The sequence below is a fragment of the Enterobacter sp. A103 genome (genome assembly GCF_034427535.1).
Classification (GTDB): domain Bacteria; phylum Pseudomonadota; class Gammaproteobacteria; order Enterobacterales; family Enterobacteriaceae; genus Enterobacter; species Enterobacter asburiae_B.
In genome coordinates, this window is the sequence record NZ_JAXQPQ010000003.1 from 119,489 (window position 1) to 140,990 (window position 21,502).

At 54.4% G+C, this 21,502-nt stretch carries 20 protein-coding genes; 7 read left to right on the plus strand and 13 right to left on the minus strand.

Annotated features, from left to right (window positions below):
• Positions 1–2 precede the first annotated feature (2 nt).
• The 11 genes from mraY to leuO all read right to left on the minus strand — a co-directional run bounded on the left by mraY (position 3) and on the right by leuO (position 12,801).
• Positions 3–1,085 carry a phospho-N-acetylmuramoyl-pentapeptide-transferase gene (gene mraY, locus SPH27_RS10965; RefSeq protein WP_008501985.1) on the minus strand — a complete coding sequence of 361 codons (1,083 nt, stop codon included), beginning with the start codon at positions 1,083–1,085 and terminating at the stop codon, positions 3–5.
• Positions 1,079–2,437, minus strand: coding sequence for a UDP-N-acetylmuramoyl-tripeptide--D-alanyl-D-alanine ligase (gene murF / locus SPH27_RS10970; RefSeq protein ID WP_182071475.1), 1,359 nt, complete (start codon positions 2,435–2,437; stop codon positions 1,079–1,081). Before murF ends, mraY begins: the two co-directional genes overlap by 7 nt.
• Positions 2,434–3,921, minus strand: coding sequence for a UDP-N-acetylmuramoyl-L-alanyl-D-glutamate--2,6-diaminopimelate ligase (gene murE, locus SPH27_RS10975; RefSeq protein ID WP_048979011.1), 1,488 nt, complete (start codon positions 3,919–3,921; stop codon positions 2,434–2,436). The genes murF and murE overlap by 4 nt, the downstream gene beginning before the upstream one ends.
• A complete protein-coding gene (locus SPH27_RS10980) occupies positions 3,908–5,674 on the minus strand; it encodes a peptidoglycan glycosyltransferase FtsI (protein WP_033144627.1) in 1,767 nt (588 codons plus the stop codon). The genes murE and SPH27_RS10980 overlap by 14 nt, the downstream gene beginning before the upstream one ends.
• Positions 5,675–5,689: 15 nt before the next feature.
• Positions 5,690–6,055 carry a cell division protein FtsL gene (ftsL, locus tag SPH27_RS10985; protein WP_008501989.1) on the minus strand — a complete coding sequence of 122 codons (366 nt, stop codon included), beginning with the start codon at positions 6,053–6,055 and terminating at the stop codon, positions 5,690–5,692.
• Entirely contained in the window at positions 6,052–6,993 is a 942-nt protein-coding gene (gene rsmH, locus SPH27_RS10990) for a 16S rRNA (cytosine(1402)-N(4))-methyltransferase RsmH (protein ID WP_021240527.1), read from the minus strand. The genes ftsL and rsmH overlap by 4 nt, the downstream gene beginning before the upstream one ends.
• Before the next feature lie 2 nt (positions 6,994–6,995).
• Positions 6,996–7,454, minus strand: a complete 459-nt coding sequence (gene mraZ / locus SPH27_RS10995) for a division/cell wall cluster transcriptional repressor MraZ (protein ID WP_021240528.1) — start codon at positions 7,452–7,454, stop codon at positions 6,996–6,998.
• Between the two features lie 599 nt (positions 7,455–8,053).
• The gene (gene cra, locus SPH27_RS11000; RefSeq protein WP_008501993.1) at positions 8,054–9,061 is read right to left on the minus strand and encodes a catabolite repressor/activator; all 1,008 of its coding nucleotides are present in this window, start codon (positions 9,059–9,061) and stop codon (positions 8,054–8,056) included.
• Between the two features lie 179 nt (positions 9,062–9,240).
• Entirely contained in the window at positions 9,241–9,732 is a 492-nt protein-coding gene (ilvN, locus tag SPH27_RS11005; RefSeq protein ID WP_023310389.1) for an acetolactate synthase small subunit, read from the minus strand.
• A 1-nt stretch (position 9,733) separates the two neighbouring features.
• Positions 9,734–11,458 (minus strand): acetolactate synthase 3 large subunit, encoded by a 1,725-nt coding sequence (gene ilvI / locus SPH27_RS11010; protein WP_029741224.1) that lies wholly within the window; start codon positions 11,456–11,458, stop codon positions 9,734–9,736.
• 380 nt (positions 11,459–11,838) lie between these two features.
• A complete protein-coding gene (gene leuO / locus SPH27_RS11015; protein ID WP_045888154.1) occupies positions 11,839–12,801 on the minus strand; it encodes a transcriptional regulator LeuO in 963 nt (320 codons plus the stop codon).
• 588 nt (positions 12,802–13,389) lie between these two features.
• Here leuO and leuL point away from each other — a divergent pair.
• The 7 genes from leuL (at position 13,390) to SPH27_RS11045 (ending at position 19,990) form a co-directional block, all read left to right on the plus strand.
• Entirely contained in the window at positions 13,390–13,476 is an 87-nt protein-coding gene (leuL, locus tag SPH27_RS23110) for a leu operon leader peptide (RefSeq protein WP_071786497.1), read from the plus strand.
• Positions 13,477–13,567: 91 nt separating this feature from the next.
• Positions 13,568–15,139 carry a 2-isopropylmalate synthase gene (gene leuA / locus SPH27_RS11020; RefSeq protein ID WP_029741222.1) on the plus strand — a complete coding sequence of 524 codons (1,572 nt, stop codon included), beginning with the start codon at positions 13,568–13,570 and terminating at the stop codon, positions 15,137–15,139.
• Positions 15,139–16,230 (plus strand): 3-isopropylmalate dehydrogenase, encoded by a 1,092-nt coding sequence (leuB, locus tag SPH27_RS11025; RefSeq protein WP_048979013.1) that lies wholly within the window; start codon positions 15,139–15,141, stop codon positions 16,228–16,230. The genes leuA and leuB overlap by 1 nt, the downstream gene beginning before the upstream one ends.
• A gap of 2 nt (positions 16,231–16,232) precedes the next feature.
• Positions 16,233–17,633, plus strand: coding sequence for a 3-isopropylmalate dehydratase large subunit (gene leuC / locus SPH27_RS11030; protein ID WP_182071476.1), 1,401 nt, complete (start codon positions 16,233–16,235; stop codon positions 17,631–17,633).
• A 10-nt stretch (positions 17,634–17,643) separates the two neighbouring features.
• Positions 17,644–18,249 carry a 3-isopropylmalate dehydratase small subunit gene (gene leuD / locus SPH27_RS11035; protein WP_039260825.1) on the plus strand — a complete coding sequence of 202 codons (606 nt, stop codon included), beginning with the start codon at positions 17,644–17,646 and terminating at the stop codon, positions 18,247–18,249.
• A 162-nt stretch (positions 18,250–18,411) separates the two neighbouring features.
• Positions 18,412–19,302, plus strand: coding sequence for a cation diffusion facilitator family transporter (locus tag SPH27_RS11040; protein WP_182071477.1), 891 nt, complete (start codon positions 18,412–18,414; stop codon positions 19,300–19,302).
• 106 nt (positions 19,303–19,408) lie between these two features.
• Positions 19,409–19,990 carry a cytochrome b/b6 domain-containing protein gene (locus SPH27_RS11045; protein WP_045400998.1) on the plus strand — a complete coding sequence of 194 codons (582 nt, stop codon included), beginning with the start codon at positions 19,409–19,411 and terminating at the stop codon, positions 19,988–19,990.
• A 48-nt stretch (positions 19,991–20,038) separates the two neighbouring features.
• On the opposite strand, the gene SPH27_RS11050 is transcribed toward SPH27_RS11045, so the two are convergent.
• Positions 20,039–21,217 carry a sugar efflux transporter gene (locus tag SPH27_RS11050; protein ID WP_096149815.1) on the minus strand — a complete coding sequence of 393 codons (1,179 nt, stop codon included), beginning with the start codon at positions 21,215–21,217 and terminating at the stop codon, positions 20,039–20,041.
• A 119-nt stretch (positions 21,218–21,336) separates the two neighbouring features.
• The gene (gene sgrT / locus SPH27_RS11055) at positions 21,337–21,489 is read right to left on the minus strand and encodes a glucose uptake inhibitor SgrT (protein ID WP_023334488.1); all 153 of its coding nucleotides are present in this window, start codon (positions 21,487–21,489) and stop codon (positions 21,337–21,339) included.
• Positions 21,490–21,502 lie beyond the last annotated feature (13 nt).

Genomic DNA, 21,502 nt, shown 5'->3' on the forward strand with positions numbered 1-21,502 from the left:
GATTAACGTACCTTCAGCGTTGCCAGGCCAATCAGCACCAGCATCAGCGAAATAATCCAGAAGCGCACAATCACGCGCGGCTCCGGCCAGCCTTTCAGTTCATAGTGGTGGTGAATCGGCGCCATACGGAAGATGCGCTGACCGCGCAGCTTGAAGGAACCGACCTGCAAAATCACCGACAGGGTTTCAACCACAAACACGCCGCCCATGATCACCAGCAGGAACTCCTGACGCAGCAGTACGGCGATAATGCCGAGCGCACCGCCCAAGGCCAGAGAACCGACGTCCCCCATAAAGACCTGCGCCGGATAGGTGTTGAACCACAGGAAGCCCAGCCCCGCGCCGACAATCGCCGTACAGACGATCACCAGCTCACCCGCGTGGCGCAAATAAGGGATGTGCAGGTAGTTCGCAAAGTTCATGTTACCGGTCGCCCACGCCACCAACGCAAAACCGGCGGCCACAAAGACGGTTGGCATAATGGCCAGGCCATCCAGACCGTCGGTCAGGTTAACGGCGTTACCGGTACCGACAATCACAAAGTAGGCCAGCAGGATGTAGAACAGCCCCAGCTGCGGCATCACGTCTTTAAAGAACGGCACGACCAGCTCGGTAGCTGGCGTGTCTTTGCCTGCCAGATACAGCGCGAAGGCCACGCCCAGCGCGATCACCGACATCCAGAAATACTTCCAGCGCGCGATCAGGCCTTTGGTATCTTTGCGGACGACTTTGCGGTAATCATCCACAAAACCGATGATCCCATAACCCACCAGTACCGTCAGAACGCACCAGACGTACGGGTTGGAAGGATAGGCCCACAGCAACACGGAAACGACGATGGCGGTCAGGATCATGATCCCGCCCATGGTTGGCGTGCCGCGCTTGCTGAAGTGCGATTCCGGACCGTCGTTACGCACAACCTGGCCGAAAGAGAGTTTTTGCAGACGGGCAATCATGCGCGGGCCCATCCACAACGAGATGAACAGCGCAGTCAGCAGGCTGACGATGGCGCGAAACGTCAGATACGAAAAGACGTTAAAGCCTGAATAATATTTGACCAAATGTTCGGCCAGCCAAACTAACATGTCCCGTTCTCCTGTAATGCGTGCACAACCTCTTCCATGGCGGCACTACGTGAACCTTTCACTAACACAGTCACAATTTGTTTTTCTGTAATCAACGCCTTAAGGCGCGCTATCAACGCGGTTTTATCAGCAAAATGCTCGCCAACGCCGCTGGCATGGCTAATCGCCTGGCTCAGTTTTCCTGCGCTCAGCACGCAGTCCAGCCCTGCCGCTTTCGCCGCTTCACCGACCTGGGTATGGCAGGCTTCGCTTTCGTCGCCCAGCTCTGCCATATCGCCCACCACCATGATGCGGTAGCCCGGCATTTCAGATAACACCTGCACCGCCGCCGTCATCGAGCCCACGTTCGCGTTGTAGGAGTCATCAAGAAGCAGCTTGTTTTCCGAAAGCTGAATCGGGAACAGACGCCCCGGCACGGCTTTCAGGTTCGCCAGCCCGGTTTTAATCGCTTCATGCGACGCGCCCACTGCCGTCGACAACGCCGCCGCCGCAAGCGCATTGGCGATATTATGGCGACCCGGCAGCGGCAGCAGCACATCTACGCCACCCGTTGGGGTGGTGAGGGTGAACTCCGTACCGTGCGACGTCACATGGATATTGGTCGCGGTAAAATCACTGTTGGCCGCATTCGGCGAGAAGCGCCAGGTTTTACGCGAACCAATAATGCTTTGCCAGTTCAGCCAGTCGTTGTTGTCGGCGTTCAGAATGGCGATACCGTCATCCGGCAGGCCGGTGTAAATCTCACCTTTGGCTTTCGCTACGCCTTCCAGCGAGCCAAAGCCTTCCAGATGCGCAGCCGCGAGGTTATTCACCAGCGCGGCTTCCGGGCGAGTCAGGCTCACGGTCCAGGCGATTTCGCCCTGGTGGTTTGCCCCTAACTCGATTACCGCAAATTCATGTTCTTTGGTCAGGCGGAGTAATGTCATCGGCACGCCGATGTCATTATTGAGGTTGCCCGCGGTATAAAGCGTATTCCCGCACTGGCTGAGGATCGCCGCCGTCATCTCTTTCACCGACGTCTTGCCTGATGAACCGGTCAAGGCGACAACGCGCGTAGGGACCTGCTGGCGAACCCAGGCGGCCAGCTCACCGAACGCGAGACGCGTATCTTTCACCACAATTTGTGGCAGATCGATATCGAGCTTGCGGCTGACGAGCAGCGCACCGGCGCCGTTCTCTTTGGCCTGTTCCGCAAAATCATGCGCGTCAAAACGCTCGCCTTTCAGCGCCACAAACAGACAGCCTGCGGTGATTTTGCGGGTGTCCGTCGTTACGGCATCAATGGTCAGGTCCAGCCCGTGCAGGTCGCCCTTAAGAATGGCAGCAGCCTGGCTTAACGTGATGCTAATCATGCCACGACTCCCAGCAGACGAGCTGCCGTTACGCGGTCCGAGTAGTCCAGACGGCGATTGCCAACGATCTGATAATCTTCATGGCCTTTGCCCGCCAGCAGGACAACATCATTCTCCTGCGCCTGCATGATGGTGTTGGTCACGGCTTCCGCACGCCCTTCCACCACGCGAGCGCGGCCCGCGTCCAGCATGCCCGCCAGAATGTCATTAATGATGGCGCGCGGCTCTTCAGTACGCGGGTTGTCATCGGTCACAACCGGAATATCTGCGAACTGCTCGGCAATAGCCCCCATCAGCGGGCGTTTGCCTTTATCGCGATCGCCGCCGCAGCCAAACACGCACCAGAGCTTACCGGCGCAATGCAGGCGCGCCGCTTCCAGCGCTTTTTCCAGCGCATCCGGCGTGTGGGCATAATCAACCACAACGGTCGGTTTCCCCGGCGCGCTGAACACTTCCATACGGCCGCAAACCGGCTGCAGACGCGCTGAGGTTTTCAGCAGTTCAGCCATCGGATAACCCAGCGCCAGCAGCGTTGCCAGCGCCAGCAGCAGGTTGCTGACGTTAAACGCGCCCATCAGGCGGCTTTCAATTTCGCCTTCACCCCAGGAAGAGGCAAAGCGGATTGTCGCCCCGCTGTCGTGATAATTCACCTCAACCGCCTTCAGCCAGCGGCCGTGGCAGTTCGGATTGATATGGTCTTCCATCGACACCGCAACCGCATCCGGCAGCTTCGCCAGCCAGCGGCGGCCCACTTCGTCGTCGGCGTTGATGATGGCTTGTCCGTAATGGTGAGTAGAGAACAGCAGCCATTTCGCGGCTTCGTAATGCTCCATATCACCGTGATAATCAAGATGATCGCGGCTCAGGTTGGTAAACACGGAAGCGGCAAATTTCAGCGCCGCGACGCGGTGCTGAACCAGACCGTGCGAAGAGACTTCCATCGCAGCAAAGGTTGCCCCCTGCCCTGCCAGACCGGCAAGCACATGCTGTACGTCTACGGCCGAGCCGGTGGTGTTTTCCGTCGGGCTCACTTTGCCCAGCAGGCCGTTACCCACGGTACCCATCACCGCACCGGTTTCACCCAGCAGCTGGGCCCACTGCGCCATCAGCTGAGTGGTAGTGGTTTTACCGTTCGTACCCGTGACGCCGACCAGGCGCAGCTGGTCGGAAGGTTCGTGATAAAAACGTCCTGCCAGCGCGGAAAGACGCTCGTTTAACTGGCTGAGATAGATGACCGGCACCCCGTGCATTTCACGGATCTCACCGTCGGTTGCCTCATCTTTGGCCTCAGCAATAATGGCAGCCACACCTTGCGCAATCGCCTGCGGGATATAACGACGCCCGTCCGCCTGATGACCGACCACCGCCACAAAAAGATCGCCAGAAGCAGCCACGCGGCTGTCCAGTACCATCTCTCGCAGTGCTCGCTCCGGTGCATTTGGCACCCACGGAGCGAGAAGGTCGCGCAAATTACGATCTGCCACCTGTACCCTCGCCTTGATTAATTACAAATTCACTTTTTTCGCCCGTCGCCAGCGCATCCGGTTCAATGTTCATGGTGCGTAACACGCCGCCCATGATAGCCCCGAACACAGGCGCGGAGACGGCGCCGCCGTAGTATTTACCCGCCTGCGGATCGTTTATCACGACCACCAGCGCAAAACGCGGATTGCTTGCAGGCGCAACGCCTGCGGTATAGGCAATGTATTTGTTGATATAGCGGCCGTCCGGCCCTACTTTTTTCGCCGTGCCGGTCTTGATGGCGATGCGATAACCTTTGATTGCCGCCTTCACGCCGCCGCCGCCGGGCAGCGCCACGCTTTCCATCATATGAACAACCGTACGGACGGTTGATTCCGGGAAGATACGCTCGCCGGGAACCGGTGGATCAACTTTGGTAATCGACAGCGGACGATAAACGCCATAGCTGCCGATCGTTGCGTAGACTCGCGCTAACTGTAACGGTGTCACCATTAGCCCGTAGCCGAAAGAGAAGGTGGCCCTCTCTATGTCAGACCACCGTTGTTTTTGAGGATATAAGCCACTGCGTTCTCCGACCAACCCCAAATTGGTCGCCTTTCCAAGCCCAAAACGTGAGTAAGTCTCTACTAACGCTGAGGACGGCATCGCTAACGCCAGCTTTGAAACACCGACGTTACTCGACTTCTGTAACACCCCGGTCAGGGTCAATTCGCTGTAGCGCGCCACGTCTTTGATCTCGTGGCCGTTAATTCGGTATGGAATGGTATTCAGGACGGTGTTTTCATTGACGATACCGCGCTGAAGGGCAGTCATGACCACCATCGGCTTAACGGTCGAACCCGGTTCGAACACGTCGGTGATGGTACGGTTACGCATAATATCCTTCTGCGTACCGGTAAGATTGTTAGGGTTGTAGGACGGGCTATTGGCCATCGCCAGCACTTCACCCGTGTTGACATCGACTAACACGGCACTGCCCGATTCCGCTTTGTTGAAGGCCACGGCATTGTTCAGCTCGCGGTAAACCAGCGCCTGTAGCCGCTCATCAATACTCAGGGCCAGATTGTGCGCGGCCTGGCTGTCCGTAGAGGAAATATCCTCGATCACGCGACCATAGCGGTCCTTACGCACAATACGCTCGCCGGGCTGGCCGGTGAGCCATTTATCAAAGCTTTTTTCAACGCCTTCAATCCCCTGGCTATCAACGTTAGTAAAGCCAATGAGGTGAGCAGTCACTTCGCCGGATGGATAGTAACGACGGGATTCTTCACGCAGATGGATCCCAGGCAGCTTCAATTTTTTGATGTAGTCCGCCATGTCAGGGTTAACCTGACGCGCCAGATAGATAAACCGCCCTCGCGGGTTCGTATTTACGCGTGAAGCTAACTGGTCCAGCGGCATCTTCAGCGCATCCGCAAGCGCCTTCCAGCGGTTATCAAGCGTGATCCCGCCAGCGTCATGCAGTTCTTTAGGATCGGCCCAGATCGCCTTCACCGGCACGCTCACCGCCAGCGGACGACCCGAGCGGTCGGTGATCATCCCGCGAGATGTCGACACTTCCTGGACGCGCAGAGAGCGCATATCGCCCTGGCGTACCAGCATGTCAGGGGCGATGATTTGCAGCCAGGCCACGCGTCCCAGCAGGAAACCCAGCGCCAGTAAAATGCAGCCGCAAAGCAACGCAAAACGCCAACTAACAAAGTTGGCCTGTTCTTCCTGACGTTTTGGTTTTAGCGTTTTTGCCGCTGCTTTCATGCGTCGCGTTTTCCCTTATTTTTGTACTACGATATTTTCCTGCGAAGGATCAACATGCTGCAGCTGCAGCTTTTCCGTTGCGATCCGTTCAACCCGGCTGTGATCGCCGAGCGCGTTTTCTTCAAGGATCAGATTTCGCCATTCAATATCCAGCGCATCGCGTTCCAGTACCATCTGCTCGCGTTGCGCAGTCAATAAACGTGTATGGTGGGCGGTGGTCACCACCGTAACTGCCGTGACAATGATGCAAATGAACAGACAGAGTGGCAGTTTCCCAAACCGCAAAAGATCGTCGCCGATCACGCCAGGCAAGGCATGGCGCTCGTTGCTTCCTAACGAATCCTTAACTTTGCTTAGGGTCTCTGTCACTCTGCCGATCATGCGTTCGTCCTCTCTGCAACACGCAGCACTGAACTACGGGCGCGTGGATTCTCTGCCACTTCTTCTTCGCCCGGCATCAACTTGCCTAATGCTCGCAACTGACGGCCACCCAGTTTCCTGAGTTGTTCTTCCGTCATCGGCAGCCCCGCTGGCACCTGTGGACCGCGGCTTTGTTCACGCATAAAGCGTTTCACAATACGGTCTTCCAGCGAATGGAAGCTGATGATGGATAACCGCCCACCCGGGGCTAGCACGTCGAGCGAGCTTTTTAGCGCCAGCTCTATTTCCTCCAGTTCACTGTTTACCCAGATGCGAACCGCCTGGAAGGTACGGGTCGCGGGATGTTTGTGCTTATCCTTCACCGGTGTCGCCGCCGCGATCACTTCGGCCAACTCTTTGGTGCGGGTCATGGGCTCAATGCGATTGCGCTCAACGATGGCGCGCGCAATACGTTTGCCAAAGCGCTCTTCGCCAAACGTTTTGATGACCCATGCAATATCGGCTTCGTCAGCGGTCTGTAACCACTCAGCGGCAGACTGACCGCGCGTCGGGTCCATACGCATGTCCAGCGGACCATCACGCATAAAGGAGAAACCACGTTCAGCATCATCAAGTTGGGGTGAAGAGACGCCAAGATCGAGAAGAATCCCGTCGATCTTGCCCGTCAGGCCACGCTCGGCAACATAATCCGCGAGCGCAGAGAAAGGTCCATGCACGATGGAAAAGCGTGGGTCATTGATGGTTTGTGCAACGGCAATTGCCTGCGGATCGCGATCGATTGCCAGCAGACGTCCTTCCTCTCCAAGCTGGGAGAGAATCAAACGCGAGTGACCACCGCGACCAAACGTGCCATCAATGTAGATGCCATCCGGACGAATATTCAGACCGTTTACGGCCTCGTCCAGTAACACCGTTTTGTGTTTATAATTTTCCATCATATTTATAGAGACAAGTCCTGCAGCCGTTCCGATAATGTCGCGGAATCAGACTGCTCAGCGTCGATATCTTCCTTGACCTGTTGATACCAGGTCGTTTCATCCCACAGTTCAAACTTGTTGAACTGCCCGACCAGCATCACTTCTTTGGTCAGACCGGCATGTTGCCGCAACACAGGGGCAATCAGTAACCGCCCTGCGTTATCCATCTGACATTCACTGGCATGTCCCAATAACAGCCGCTGCACGCGGCGTTCCTGCGGGTTCATGCTCGACAGTCGCGACAGCTTTTGCTCAATAATTTCCCATTCAGGCAAGGGGTAAAGCAGCAAGCAGGGGGAGTTAATGTCAATGGTGCAAACCATTTGACCCGCAGCGTTCTCAATCAGCTGGTCGCGGTATCGGGTTGGTACCGATAAACGCCCTTTGCTGTCGAGATTGACTAACGTAGCTCCACGGAACATGCCAGTCTCACCCCTCCTCACCACTTTAACCCACAAATTCCCACCTAAAGGAGTTTACGGAGCGAGGGAAAAGCTTGTCAAGCCAGGACTCTCCCTATAAGGACCCGAAGGCCCTCTATTTACAGAGATAAACAGTCCTGGTTAATAACTGCACAACTGGCGAGGCAAAATTAACGTTATGAATATTTGTAAGAAAAAAACCGAATATGCACACTAGCGTTAAAGCTCACTCAATATCATCGCAGATAAATATAAAGTGTCAGTTTGCGACGCGGGCAGCATTTTATGACAGATTCTCAGGGGATAACAGCGCCAGATTCATCCTGGTGCCCGGTAAGCGCGGAGGTTGCCACGTAAGCTGGAGCAGTAAGAGGAAAAACGTCTGAATATTCATCGACCGAAGAGGGTTTGTAACAAAATAATACAAAGATAGCTGTTTAAAATCGCCCGCATGTTCTTTAAAAGGACAATTTAAAAGCCAGAATGAATTAAAAAAATAGGCGATTACGATCCCGCAAGAATTATCCTAATTTCTCTCCGGGAATTATCTGCACGAATAATCACAACAAAATGGGGCAGATTTCTCCGCCCCGGTCATTTCATTTTTGGCGGCTTAAAATTCCGCGATGGTAGAGATTACGTTTGATACGCGTCAGACCCGGCTTCGGTTTGCGCGGCTCATCCAGGCTTGCCAGCACAATCTCAAGCACGCGTTCAGCCACATCGCGGTGACGCTGTGCTACCGCCAGCACCGGGCACTGCAGGAAGTCGAGCAGCTCATTATCCCCGAACGTGGCAATCGCCAGGTCGGAGGGCAGTTTACCTTCACGACGTAAGGTCACATCCATGACGCCCTGCAACAGCGCAAATGACGTAGTGAACAGCGCCTGAGGCATCGGATGCGTTTCCAGCCATTTCTCAAACAGCTGCGCTGCGGCTTCACGTTCGTAGCTGTTGGCATAGAGGTAGTGAACCTCGCGCGGATCGTCTTTCCAGGCGGTTCTGAATCCCTGCTCACGCAGGAAGCTCACGGAAAGCTCGGGCAACGCGCCAAGATACAGCACTGTTTCAGCGGGGAACGTTCTGAGCTCTGCGGCCAGCATTTCTGCATCATCCTGATCCGCACCCACGACGCTGGTGAAATGCTCGCGATCGAGCGCGCGGTCCAGCGCAACGATTGGGAACGGATCGTTCGCCCAGCGCTGGTAGAACGGATGCTCTGGCGGCAAGGAGGTCGACACGATGATGGCATCCACCTGGCGCTGGAGCAGATGCTCAATGCAACGCATTTCGTTGTCGGGCTGGTCTTCCGAGCAGGCAATCAGCAATTGATAGCCGCGCTGGCGCGCCTGACGTTCAAGATAGTTGGCGATACGGGTATAGCTGGTGTTTTCCAGGTCAGGGATCACCAGACCAATAGAGCGGGTACGCCCGGCACGCAGACCGGCTGCGACAGCATTCGGATGGTAGTTATGCTCACGAACCACCGCCATAACTTTTTCAACGGTCTTGTCGCTGACACGGTACTGCTTTGCTTTACCGTTAATCACATAGCTGGCCGTTGTTCGTGACACGCCGGCTAGCCGGGCGATTTCATCCAGTTTCACAATTGCCCCTTAAAAAAAGAAAAGAGTCCATGGCCCTGTCAAGGTTATGGTTAAATCTTTTAACATCTAAACGCAGAAAAGACTTCGCGGCAACCGCTTTTATCTGCGTTGTCGGCTGATTACGCAAAAAAAAGCCCGGCTTTGGTGACCGGGCAGAAAGAGGCGAACCTTTTTGACAACTAACGCATGATTTTCTCGCCGCGTGACAGACCTACGACACCCGATCTCGCGACCTCGACAATTTTTGCAACGTCCCGCACGGACGCGAGGAAAGCATCCAGCTTGTCGCTTGTCCCGACCAGCTGCACCGTATAAAGAGAAGGCGTTACGTCGATAATTTGTCCGCGGAAAATATCCGCATTGCGTTTGACTTCATCACGCCCGTAGCCACTGGCCTGGATTTTCACCAGCATGACCTCACGTTCAACGTAGGCCCCCTGCCCCAGCTCGCTCACGCGCAGTACGTCGACCAGCTTATGCAGCTGTTTTTCAATTTGCTCAAGCACTTTGGCATCGCCGACGGTTTGGATCGTCATGCGCGACAGCGTCGGGTCTTCCGTTGGGGCAACGGTCAGGCTTTCAATGTTATAGCCGCGCTGCGCAAAAAGGCCAATGACGCGAGACAGTGCGCCAGACTCGTTTTCCAGTAAAACAGATAATATCCGGCGCATATCAGGTTCTCTCCGTTTTGCTTAACCACATTTCATCCATACCACCACCACGAATATGCATCGGATAAACGTGCTCGGTCCCATCAACAATCACATCCATAAAGACGAGGCGGTTGTTTTTAACGTGCTCAAGCGCTTGCGCGAGCTTCGTCTCCAGCTCAGCCGGATCGGTCACCCGCATGCCTACATGGCCGTAAGCTTCAGCAAGACGAACAAAATCCGGCAGCGATTTCATGTATGACTGAGAGTGGCGGCCAGAGTAGATCATATCCTGCCACTGCTTCACCATACCGAGATACCCGTTATTCAGGTTCAGCACCAGTACCGGCAGTTCATATTGCAGCGCGGTAGACAGCTCCTGAATGTTCATCTGAATACTGCCGTCCCCCGTCACGCAGACGACGGTTTCATTCGGCAGCGCCAGCTTCACGCCCAGCGCGGCAGGCAGACCAAAGCCCATAGTTCCCAAACCACCGGAGTTGATCCAGTGTCGCGGTTTATCAAACGGGTAATACAGGGCGGCAAACATCTGATGCTGCCCCACGTCTGAGGTCACGTACGCCTCACCTTTCGTCAGTCGCCACACCGCTTCAATGACCGCCTGCGGCTTAATATTTTCACTTTGCGTGTCATATTTCAGGCACTGACGCGCGCGCCACTGCTCAATCTGCTGCCACCAGTCGCGGATCTCATCCAGCGGCTGGGTTGCACTCTCCTGAGTCAGCAGATCCAGCATTTGCTCCAGAACCTGCCGGGCATCACCGACGATCGGCACATCAGCCGACACCGTTTTTGAAATTGACGTTGGATCGATATCAATGTGCAGCACGGTGGCGTTCGGACAATACTTCGCCAGATTGTTAGTGGTGCGATCGTCAAAGCGCACGCCGACGGCAAAGATCACATCGGAATGATGCATTGTCATGTTGGCTTCATAGGTACCGTGCATCCCCAGCATCCCCAGCGCCTGACGATGGGTGGCAGGAAACGCCCCCAGCCCCATCAGCGACGACGCAACGGGCAGGTTAAGCTTTTCAATCAGTTCACGAAGCTGGGCTTCACAGGCAGAGTTGATCGCCCCGCCACCGACATAGACCACCGGTTTTTTAGCTGCCAGAAGCGTTTGCAACGCTCGCTTGATCTGACCTTTATGCCCCTGCGTTGTGGGGTTATAAGAGCGCATGCTGACCGATTCCGGCCAGACATAAGGCAGCTTGTTTGCTGGGTTGAGAATATCTTTAGGCAGATCGACCACCACCGGTCCCGGACGTCCGCTCGCCGCCAGCCAGAAGGCTTTTTTCAGTATGCCGGGAATGTCTTCTGTTTGCTTGACCAGGAAGCTGTGCTTCACAACGGGACGCGAAATCCCGACCATGTCGCACTCCTGAAACGCATCGTAGCCAATCAGTGAGGTTGCCACCTGCCCGGAGAGGATCACCAGCGGAATGGAGTCCATATAGGCCGTCGCAATGCCGGTAATGGCGTTTGTCGCGCCGGGGCCGGACGTGACTAATACCACGCCCACTTCACCCGTCGCACGTGCCAGGCCGTCAGCCATGTGTACCGCCGCCTGCTCGTGACGTACCAGAACATGGTCAATGCCCCCAACCGTATGCAGCGCATCATAAATATCGAGGACCGCACCGCCAGGGTAGCCGAACACTTGCTTTACGCCCTGATCGATCAGCGACCGAACGACCATTTCCGCGCCAGACAACATCTCCATGCTTTGCCTCCAGGCATTTTGTTAAAGACGGACTGCCGAATTCATTTCCGCACCGTCTTACGATTGGGATGAACCAATCTTATATTTTGCAGAGTGTTCTTTACCTTAACCGCTCGTTATGAGGCAGGCAATTAGCAAACCCGGGGAGATAAACGGTGCGTAAAGCAGAAAAAGCAGCCGTTCACAGAAGATATGGTTAATTCATCTGGGAATAGAGAGTGAGGTGATAAATCATCGCTGAAAAGCGCGACAATGCAGGAAATCATCTATTTTTGCGTGCCGTAGAGCAGCCAAAAAAAAATCATCACAGAAGAAAATAGCAGTTATCTAAAAAAACTCAGGATAAATCACATAAACCGATGCGATTTATCCTGATGCGTTTACCGGCGACAGATGCCAACCAGCAACTCTTCCATCCACTGATGTCCTTTATCCCGGCCCGCTGCTTCATGCCAGGAAAGATAACAGGTACGGCTATTTAGCTTGAGCGGCAGAGGCAAAATTTGCAGATTTAAAGGGTCAGAAAACTCTTCTGCCAGCCAGCGCGGCGCAATTGCCACCAGCTGTGTCTGGGAAACCACGTTTAATACGCTGACCATGGCCATGCCCTGATAAGCCACGCTCGCCTGTTTATCCGCAGTGTCATACCACGGCAGGCTAAAGGAAGCATATCTGTCGAGCGCAACAACGGCGTGCTGCTCGTTATAAACATCGTTTTCTCGCAGCGGAGAATTCAGGCGCGGGTGTTTTTTACTGGCGACCAAAACCATTTCATCTTTAAACAGCGGCACGCAGGAAAATTCCGGACGACGGAACTCTTCATACCCCAGAACGAATTCGATCTCCTGATAGCGTAACTGATGTTCTGTGTTTTGATTCAGGGATGATTTAAAAACAAGATTGATATTGGGTGCGATCTCTTCAACTTTATTATAGATAATCGACGTTAAATAATTGTCTAAAGGGCTACAGACACAAAGATGGAATACGCGCTCGCTGCTTAAGGGTTCAAAGCCCGATCCCGGCAGCTCATTTTGGACCAGTTGCAACGCCTGACGAATGGAGCCAAACAGCTGGAATGCGCGCGCCGTAGGCTGGATCCCCCTCCCGTAGCGAACAAATAATTCGTCGTTAAACATAAGCTTAAGCCTGGCAACGGCATTACTCACGGCAGGTTGTGACATCCCCAAGGTTTGGGCAGCGCGGGTGATATTCTGTTCCTGCATGACAGCATCAAACACCGTCAGAAGATTCAGATCCACCGTGCGTAACTGTGGTTTAATCCCATCAGTAGCTTGAGGTTGTTTAATATTATTTTCTGGCACTTCTGACTCCACTGTCACGCTACACCCCTTTGCCAACGTACGGTAATAATCCTGAAAAATATCATTTATCATGCAAATACGATCAGCGAAAGAGAATTATTTAAAATTCGGAATAAATAAAGACTGTATATTAACGAAAATTAATGAACAAAACTGATATGTTTGACTTTAGGATTTAAATGAAACCATAAATCAAACCAATATACAATTGCCGTCAGGTTAATGATGGCTTAAGTATTATTAAACTGTTATTACTATCGCCCTACAGTTAGTTAACAACCTGTTATCTCTGTTCGCTTTTCAGCGTTTCGAAATAGATTCACTGCATTTATAACTTTATGATATCAAAACCCTTTAAGCACCAGGCATCCTCTTCAAAACATTTCACTCATTTTTAAACATTTATATTTATTGGTATCTGCAACTCTTTTCTCAAGTCCAAAATTAGACAATTAATCGGGTCAAAAAAGCTAAAACCAGCACAATTAGCTAAAGTGAATACCCGGTTGATTCCATCTGTCGGGCCCGTTTTCATCCTCAGGGGTTGACATGAACAACCGTATCCAGTACCACTAAAAGCATATTGAATTTAACGGAGCACGATTCATGACACGCACCATTCGTTTCACCGGTCTACTACTACTAAACGCATCCACTGTGCGCGGTAGACTGGCGGGCGAAATTCAGCGTTGAATCGTCACCAGTAAGACTAGAAACCCGCGCCACTGCGCGGGTTTTTTTATGCTCGTAGCAAGGCGCCCTAAGACTGACAAGGACCTAACCCATGAGCCAGCAAGTCATTATTTTCGATACAACTTTACGTGACGGTGAACAGGCATTACAGGCAAGCCTGAGTGTAAAAGAGAAACTGCAGATCGCGCTGGCTCTCGAACGTATGGGTGTTGACGTGATGGAGGTCGGTTTCCCTGTCTCTTCCCCGGGTGATTTCGAATCCGTACAGACCATTGCGCGCACCATTAAAAACAGCCGCGTCTGTGCCCTGGCGCGCTGCGTAGAGAAAGACATCGACGTCGCCGCCGAGTCGCTGAAGGTCGCCGAAGCGTTCCGTATCCACACCTTTATTGCTACCTCGCCTATGCACATCGCAACCAAGCTGCGCAGCACGCTGGATGAGGTGATTGAGCGCGCGGTCTACATGGTTAAACGCGCACGCAACTATACCGATGACGTTGAGTTCTCCTGTGAAGATGCGGGCCGTACGCCAATCGAAGACCTGGCGCGCGTTGTAGAAGCCGCCATCAACGCGGGCGCGAAAACCATCAACATCCCGGACACCGTCGGCTACACCATGCCGTTTGAGTTCTCCAACATCATCACCGGCCTGTATGACCGCGTGCCGAATATTGATAAAGCAATTATCTCCGTCCACACCCACGATGATTTGGGTCTGGCCGTAGGCAATGCCATCGCCGCCGTCCACGCTGGCGCGCGTCAGGTAGAAGGCGCGATGAACGGTATCGGCGAACGCGCGGGCAACTGTTCGCTGGAAGAAGTGATCATGGCGATCAAAGTGCGCAAAGACATCATGGACGTGCACACCCGCATCAATCACAACGAAATCTGGCGCACCAGCCAGACCGTCAGCCAGATTTGCAACATGCCCATTCCGGCTAACAAAGCAATTGTCGGTACCGGCGCCTTCGCGCACTCCTCCGGTATTCACCAGGATGGCGTCCTGAAGAATCGTGAAAACTACGAAATCATGACCCCGGAATCCATCGGCCTGAATCAGGTGCAGTTGAACCTGACCTCCCGTTCCGGTCGCGCGGCGGTTAAACATCGTATGGAAGAGATGGGTTATAAGGACAGCGATTACAACATGGATCAGCTGTACGACGCGTTCCTGAAGCTGGCCGACAAAAAAGGCCAGGTGTTCGACTATGACCTGGAAGCGCTGGCCTTTATTAATAAGCAGCAGGAAGAGCCGGAGCACTTCCGTCTGGATTACTTCAACGTGCAGTCCGGCTCCAGCGACATCGCCACCGCCTCGGTCAAACTGGCCTGCGGCGATGAAATTAAAGCAGAGGCCGCTAACGGTAACGGCCCTGTCGATGCCATCTATCAGGCGATTAATCGCGTCACCGAGTACGACGTTGAGCTGGTGAAATATGACCTGACGGCCAAGGGCCACGGCAAAGATGCACTGGGTCAGGTCGACATTGTTGTTACCCATAATGGCCGCCGCTTCCATGGCGTGGGCCTGGCGACCGATATCGTTGAGTCCTCCGCGAAAGCGATGGTGCACGTGTTGAACAACATCTGGCGCGCCGCCGAAGTCGAAAAAGAGTTGCAACGCAAAGCTCAGAATAAAGAGAACAACAAGGAAACCGTGTAATGTCGAAGAATTACCATATTGCTGTGTTGCCGGGCGACGGTATTGGTCCGGAAGTGATGGCACAGGCGCTGAAAGTACTGGAAGCCGTTCGCGCGCGTTTTGCGATGAAAATCACCACCAGCCACTACGACGTGGGCGGTATTGCGATTGATAACCACGGTACGCCGCTGCCAAAAGCGACCGTGGAAGGCTGCGAAAATGCTGATGCCCTGCTGTTTGGTTCCGTCGGTGGCCCGAAATGGGAACACCTGCCGCCGGCAGAGCAGCCAGAACGCGGCGCGCTGCTGCCGCTGCGTAAACATTTCAAACTGTTCAGCAACCTGCGTCCGGCGAAGCTGTATCAGGGTCTGGAAGAGTTCTGCCCGCTGCGCGCGGATATCGCCGCCAACGGTTTCGACATTCTGTGCGTGCGTGAACTGACCGGCGGGATCTATTTCGGTCAGCCAAAAGGACGCGAAGGCAGCGGACAACACGAGAAAGCGTTCGACACCGAGGTGTATCACCGTTTCGAAATCGAACGTATCGCCCACATCGCGTTCGAGTCGGCGCGCAAACGCCGCCATAAAGTGACCTCCATTGATAAAGCGAACGTGCTGCAGTCTTCCATTTTGTGGCGCGAGATCGTCAGTGAAGTTGCTAAGCAGTACCCGGACGTCGCGCTGTCGCACATGTACATCGACAACGCGACCATGCAGCTGATTAAAGATCCGTCCCAGTTTGACGTGCTGCTGTGCTCCAACCTGTTCGGCGATATTCTCTCTGACGAATGCGCGATGATCACCGGCTCCATGGGCATGCTGCCCTCCGCAAGCCTGAATGAAGAAGGCTTTGGCCTGTACGAGCCTGCGGGCGGCTCCGCGCCGGATATCGCCGGCAAAAATATTGCCAACCCGATTGCGCAGATCCTCTCCCTGGCCCTGCTGCTGCGCTACAGCCTGGATGCAGGCGAGGCGGCAACCGCAATTGAAAACGCCATTAACCGGGCGTTAGAAGAAGGCGTCCGTACCGGCGATTTAGCACGCGGCACGGCGGCAGTCAGTACCGATGAAATGGGCGACATCATTGCCCGCTATGTCGCTGAAGGGGTGTAATCATGGCTAAGACGTTATATGAAAAGTTGTTTGATGCGCACGTTGTTTACGAGGCACCAAACGAAACCCCGCTGCTGTACATTGACCGTCATCTGGTGCACGAAGTGACCTCTCCTCAGGCATTTGACGGCCTGCGCGCGCACAAGCGTCCGGTACGTCAGCCGGGTAAAACCTTCGCGACGATGGATCACAACGTTTCCACCCAGACCAAAGACATCAATGCCTCGGGTGAGATGGCGCGTATCCAGATGCAGGAGCTGATTAAGAACTGCAATGAATTTGGCGTTGAGCTGTACGACCTGAACCATCCGTATCAGGGCATCGTTCACGTGATGGGGCCTGAACAAGGGATCACCCTGCCGGGCATGACCATCGTTTGCGGGGACTCCCATACCGCGACCCACGGCGCGTTTGGCGCTCTGGCGTTCGGGATTGGCACTTCCGAGGTGGAACATGTGCTGGCAACGCAGACCCTGAAACAGGGCCGCGCCAAAACCATGAAGATTGAAGTGAAGGGTAAAGCCGCACCGGGTATTACCGCAAAAGACATCGTGCTGGCCATCATCGGTAAAACAGGCAGCGCAGGCGGCACCGGTCACGTTGTTGAGTTCTGCGGGGAAGCCATCCAGGCGCTGAGCATGGAGGGGCGCATGACCCTGTGCAACATGGCCATTGAGATGGGCGCAAAAGCCGGTCTGGTCGCGACGGACGAAACCACCTTCAACTACGTGAAGGGTCGTCTGCACGCGCCGAAAGGTCAGAATTTTGACGACGCGGTCGCGTACTGGAAAACCCTGAAAACCGACGATGGGGCAACGTTTGACACCGTCGTCACGCTGCAGGCAGAAGAGATTGCGCCTCAGGTGACCTGGGGCACCAATCCGGGCCAGGTGATTTCCGTTAACGACAATATCCCTGACCCGGCATCCTTTACCGATCCGGTCGAGCGCGCCAGTGCGGAAAAAGCGCTGGCCTACATGGGACTGAAGCCCGGCGTGCCGTTGACCGATGTCGCCATTGATAAAGTCTTTATCGGTTCCTGCACCAACTCCCGTATCGAAGATTTGCGTGCCGCAGCCGAGATTGCCAAAGGCCGCAAAGTGGCGCCAGGCGTTCAGGCGCTGGTGGTACCTGGCTCCGGCCCGGTGAAAGCCCAGGCGGAAGCCGAAGGTCTGGATAAGATCTTTATCGAAGCGGGCTTCGAGTGGCGTCTGCCCGGCTGCTCCATGTGTCTGGCCATGAACAACGATCGCCTGAATCCGGGCGAGCGCTGCGCCTCCACCAGCAACCGTAACTTTGAAGGCCGTCAGGGCCGCGGTGGGCGCACCCATCTGGTCAGCCCGGCAATGGCCGCCGCTGCGGCAGTCACCGGCCATTTCGCCGATATTCGCAGCCTGAAATAAGGAGACAATCATGGCAGAGAAATTTACCCAACATACGGGCCGGGTTGTCCCGCTGGACGCCGCTAACGTCGATACTGACGCTATTATTCCAAAACAGTTTCTGCAGAAAGTGACGCGTACCGGTTTCGGCGCACATCTGTTTAACGACTGGCGTTTCCTGGACGATAAGGGAGAAGTGCCTAATCCGGAATTCGTTCTGAACTTCCCGGAATATAAAGGCGCCTCCATTTTGCTGGCACGCGAAAACTTTGGCTGCGGCTCATCCCGTGAGCACGCGCCGTGGGCGCTCACCGACTACGGTTTTAAAGTGGTCATTGCCCCAAGCTTCGCGGATATTTTTTACGGTAACAGCTTCAACAACCAGCTGCTGCCCGTCACGCTGAGCGATGAACAGGTCGATGAGTTGTTCGCGCTGGTTAAGGCGAATCCGGGCATTTCGTTTGAAGTGGATCTGGAAGCAGAAGTGGTGAAAGCCGGGGATAAGACCTACAGCTTCAGCATTGATGCGTTCCGCCGTCACTGCATGCTTAACGGTCTGGACAGCATCGGTTTAACTCTCCAGCACGACGCGGCGATTGCCGCTTACGAAAACAAACAACCTGCATTTATGAAATAATCCTCCGGCCTGCAGTCCACTCTGCAGGCCGCGTTTTATCCCGATACCCGCCTCCTTCTGTAAATACTTCCCAAACCCAGCCAATAATGACGTTATATTTAATGTCAATTTAATGTTTCCTGCGCAGAATAACCGCTCAATCAGCTGGCAGCGGAAATAATCATGGAAAAGAGAAATGGCAATGAGTCTCATATCCGTTCTCGGGAAATACATAAATGCACATTAGTAAGCGTGATAACAAATAGTTTACTCACCGCCTTTCAGATAGTTGCAGGAATATTTTCCGGCTCACAAGGTTTAATTGCTGATGGGATTCATTCTCTTTCCGATTTATCCTCCGACTTTGTCGTTCTGGTTGCGAATAAAAAGAGTCAGAAAGCCTCTGATATCGATCATCATTACGGTCATCTGCGTTTCGAAAACGGTGCAAAGCTCATTATTGGCGCTATTCTGCTGCTTGTGGGGGTCGGGATGCTCTGGTCCGCAGGCAATAAACTGCTTCACCCCGAGACGCATCAGCTGGTGAAAGGGGCCGCGCTGTGGGTGGCGATTCTGGCGCTGGTGGTAAAGGAAAGCTTGTTCAGATACATGTTTGCCACGGGAAAACGTATTCAGTCCTCGCTGCTGATAGCCAATGCCTGGCATGCCCGTTCTGACGCAGCGTCGTCAGTGGTTGTCGCCATCGGCATTGCCGGGAATTTAGTGGGCTTTCACGCGATGGACCTCATTGCGGCCCTAATTGTCGGAGTATTCATCGCCCACATGGGTTACAAATTTTCTGCCGATGCCCTGCACGATCTGATGGACCGTTCGCTTGAGCCCGAGCTGGAGCACGACATCAAAACGTGTCTTCTCGCAACCGAGGGCGTCACCGGACTCCATGATTTAAAAACACGCAAGATGGGCGATTTAGCCCTTGTCGATGTCCATCTTGAAGTGAACGGCGAATTAAGCGTAAAAGAAGGACATCAGATTGCCGTGAATGCCAGAAATAACGTGATGCAAAAATTCAATGTGCTGAACGTGATGACGCATATTGATCCTGCCCACTAACCGGAACGCATAAATACAGTGTGACGCAACCGACCGTTAAGGTTTCGTTAATTAATCTGCGTCACACTTCATCGCATCAGCTCTCTCATTTTTGAGGTAAAAAGCGATGAAACCAACATTACGCGATACGCTTCCCCATAAAGAAACGCCTTTTCTTCGCATACTGCACATTCTTGTGGCCGTACTGGTCCTCGCCCAGATTATCAATTCTAATTTCACCGAAAGTGAAGCCCTCCACGAATCCGGGCTGAACGGAATTGTCACCTGGATCCATGTTATCTCCGGATTTGGTTTAATTTTTTGTGGCATTGCCATGATGGCATGGATGTTAACCCAGCGCGGATTTAAGTATTACTTCGCCTGGCTGGCGCTGGATTTTCGCGGAATTGTTGACGATATTCGCACCCTCGCGCAGCGTCAGCTTCCTGACGCGCATGCCGGCGGTATGGCAGCAACGGTGCAAGGTCTGGGCGTGCTGGCGCTGCTGGGCGTTGCACTCTGCGGCGCGGCCTGGTTCGTGCTGAACGCCACGCTCGGGCCGGTTTCGTCCGTGACGGAATCCGTCTTGGATTTGCATAAATTCCTGACGGTCTTTATTGAGACATATTTCTGGGCACACGGCTTCATGGGCCTCGTTCATATGTACCTGACGCTACGCGCGCAGCGTAAATATCAGTATTCAGAATAAAACGGTTCACAGAGCCCGGCGTTCCCGGGCTCCGTTTCGTTCATCCGATCACACGTCTTTTACGCGGCAGGTCAGCAGGAGCGTCATGACGGATAGCGCCGCAATCATCCAGTAGACAGACGCATGCCCGTAGCTTTGCGCCAGCGCCCCCTGAATCACGCCCGCCAGAATCACCCCGGTTGAAATGCTGTTGGTAAAAAGCGTGGTCGCCGAGCCGGCACGACCGGGCATGAGATCCTGAAACCAGAGCATGCCGATCCCGGCAACAATCCCAATAAACACGGCGTTAAACAGCTGCAGCGCCAGCAACGCTTCCCGCGAATGGAAAAGGATCAGCCCCGCGTAGAACAGCACCCCGGCCGCCACGGCGACAATCATCATCCTGCGCTTTCCAAAGCGCTTAACGTAGTAACCCGCCAGAATCATTGCCGGAATTTCCAGCCCGGCGGCAGTTCCCATTAAGATCCCCGCGAGCTTGTCCGGCAGGCCCAGATCGCTGCTGATCCACAGCGGCATATCGATGATGTACATGGTGTTGCAGGTCCACATCAGCGTGGAGGCAATAAACAGCATGCGGACGTTTTTGTCCTGCCAGCCGCTCACCTCGGTGACAGGTTTATCCGTCGTCTGTTCGACGCGCGCCACGGACGGCAGCGCGAAGGCAATCAGCGCCAGGCTGATGACAAAAATCCCGGCGGCGATGGAAAACATGGTGGTAAAGCCGTAGTTCAACGCCAGCATGAAGGCCAGCGGCGGACCAATGACCCACGCCAGCGAAAGCTGGGCGCGCATCACCGAGCTGAACATCACCACTTCACGCGCTGAGCTATCCGCATATTCACGGGCCAGCGCGAACAGCTGCGGCATGGCGGTGTTCGCCAGCGACGCCAGCAGCACGCCGCAGGTAATGAGCGTCAGATAATGACGGTTGAAGGCAAAGAGCAGCGCGTTGCCCACGGCCATGGCGCAGCAAAAGAGGATCAGCCTGCGGCGATCGCCCTGGCTGTCCGATCGTTTCGCCAGCGCGAGGCTGACCAGGATCCCGGCAATGGCGTTAACGGTGTAAAACAGGCCGACCCAAAACGGCTGCGCCCCCACCTCGCGGCTGAGAAACAGGCTCAGCGTCGGCGCCTGCAGCGCCCCCGCCACGCCCATCATAAAGGCCACCAGCATAAAAGCGGCATACACGCCGTTCAGGCGTCGCCCCATCGTCATCAACCAGAGCATGCGCAAGTCCTTGTGAAAGCGAATCGAAATTGGGTGAATAGTAAACGAAAAAAGCCAGCAAAAACATTTTGCTGGCGGGTGATAAGCACCAATACTCAGTCACACATGATCGAGGCGAGTTAGCGGGAAGAGGTCGGTGTTGTAACGTCCCACTGCATCAATTCTTCTAACGTTTTCAGCCGTTGCTCTGCACACCGGCGGGCCAGCCAGGACGATCCTTTTGTCGCTGAAAAGTACTGCTGATAGAACTGACGTGCGGTAGACCTCTTCATAATTTACCTCCTC

Bases quoted from the DNA above. Each gene is read 5' to 3' on its own strand.
- leuA (WP_029741222.1), top strand. From the start codon at position 13,568: ATGAGCCAGCAAGTCATTATTTTCGATACAACTTTACGTGACGGTGAA.
- SPH27_RS10980 (WP_033144627.1), bottom strand. From the start codon at position 5,674: ATGAAAGCAGCGGCAAAAACGCTAAAACCAAAACGTCAGGAAGAACAG.
- SPH27_RS11040 (WP_182071477.1), top strand. From the start codon at position 18,412: ATGGAAAAGAGAAATGGCAATGAGTCTCATATCCGTTCTCGGGAAATA.
- mraZ (WP_021240528.1), bottom strand. From the start codon at position 7,454: ATGTTCCGTGGAGCTACGTTAGTCAATCTCGACAGCAAAGGGCGTTTA.
- leuD (WP_039260825.1), top strand. From the start codon at position 17,644: ATGGCAGAGAAATTTACCCAACATACGGGCCGGGTTGTCCCGCTGGAC.
- SPH27_RS11050 (WP_096149815.1), bottom strand. From the start codon at position 21,217: ATGCTCTGGTTGATGACGATGGGGCGACGCCTGAACGGCGTGTATGCC.
- SPH27_RS11045 (WP_045400998.1), top strand. From the start codon at position 19,409: ATGAAACCAACATTACGCGATACGCTTCCCCATAAAGAAACGCCTTTT.
- ftsL (WP_008501989.1), bottom strand. From the start codon at position 6,055: ATGATCGGCAGAGTGACAGAGACCCTAAGCAAAGTTAAGGATTCGTTA.
- leuC (WP_182071476.1), top strand. From the start codon at position 16,233: ATGGCTAAGACGTTATATGAAAAGTTGTTTGATGCGCACGTTGTTTAC.
- ilvN (WP_023310389.1), bottom strand. From the start codon at position 9,732: ATGCGCCGGATATTATCTGTTTTACTGGAAAACGAGTCTGGCGCACTG.
- murF (WP_182071475.1), bottom strand. From the start codon at position 2,437: ATGATTAGCATCACGTTAAGCCAGGCTGCTGCCATTCTTAAGGGCGAC.
- leuL (WP_071786497.1), top strand. From the start codon at position 13,390: ATGACACGCACCATTCGTTTCACCGGTCTACTACTACTAAACGCATCC.
- mraY (WP_008501985.1), bottom strand. From the start codon at position 1,085: ATGTTAGTTTGGCTGGCCGAACATTTGGTCAAATATTATTCAGGCTTT.
- sgrT (WP_023334488.1), bottom strand. From the start codon at position 21,489: ATGAAGAGGTCTACCGCACGTCAGTTCTATCAGCAGTACTTTTCAGCG.
- leuB (WP_048979013.1), top strand. From the start codon at position 15,139: ATGTCGAAGAATTACCATATTGCTGTGTTGCCGGGCGACGGTATTGGT.
- ilvI (WP_029741224.1), bottom strand. From the start codon at position 11,458: ATGGAGATGTTGTCTGGCGCGGAAATGGTCGTTCGGTCGCTGATCGAT.
- rsmH (WP_021240527.1), bottom strand. From the start codon at position 6,993: ATGATGGAAAATTATAAACACAAAACGGTGTTACTGGACGAGGCCGTA.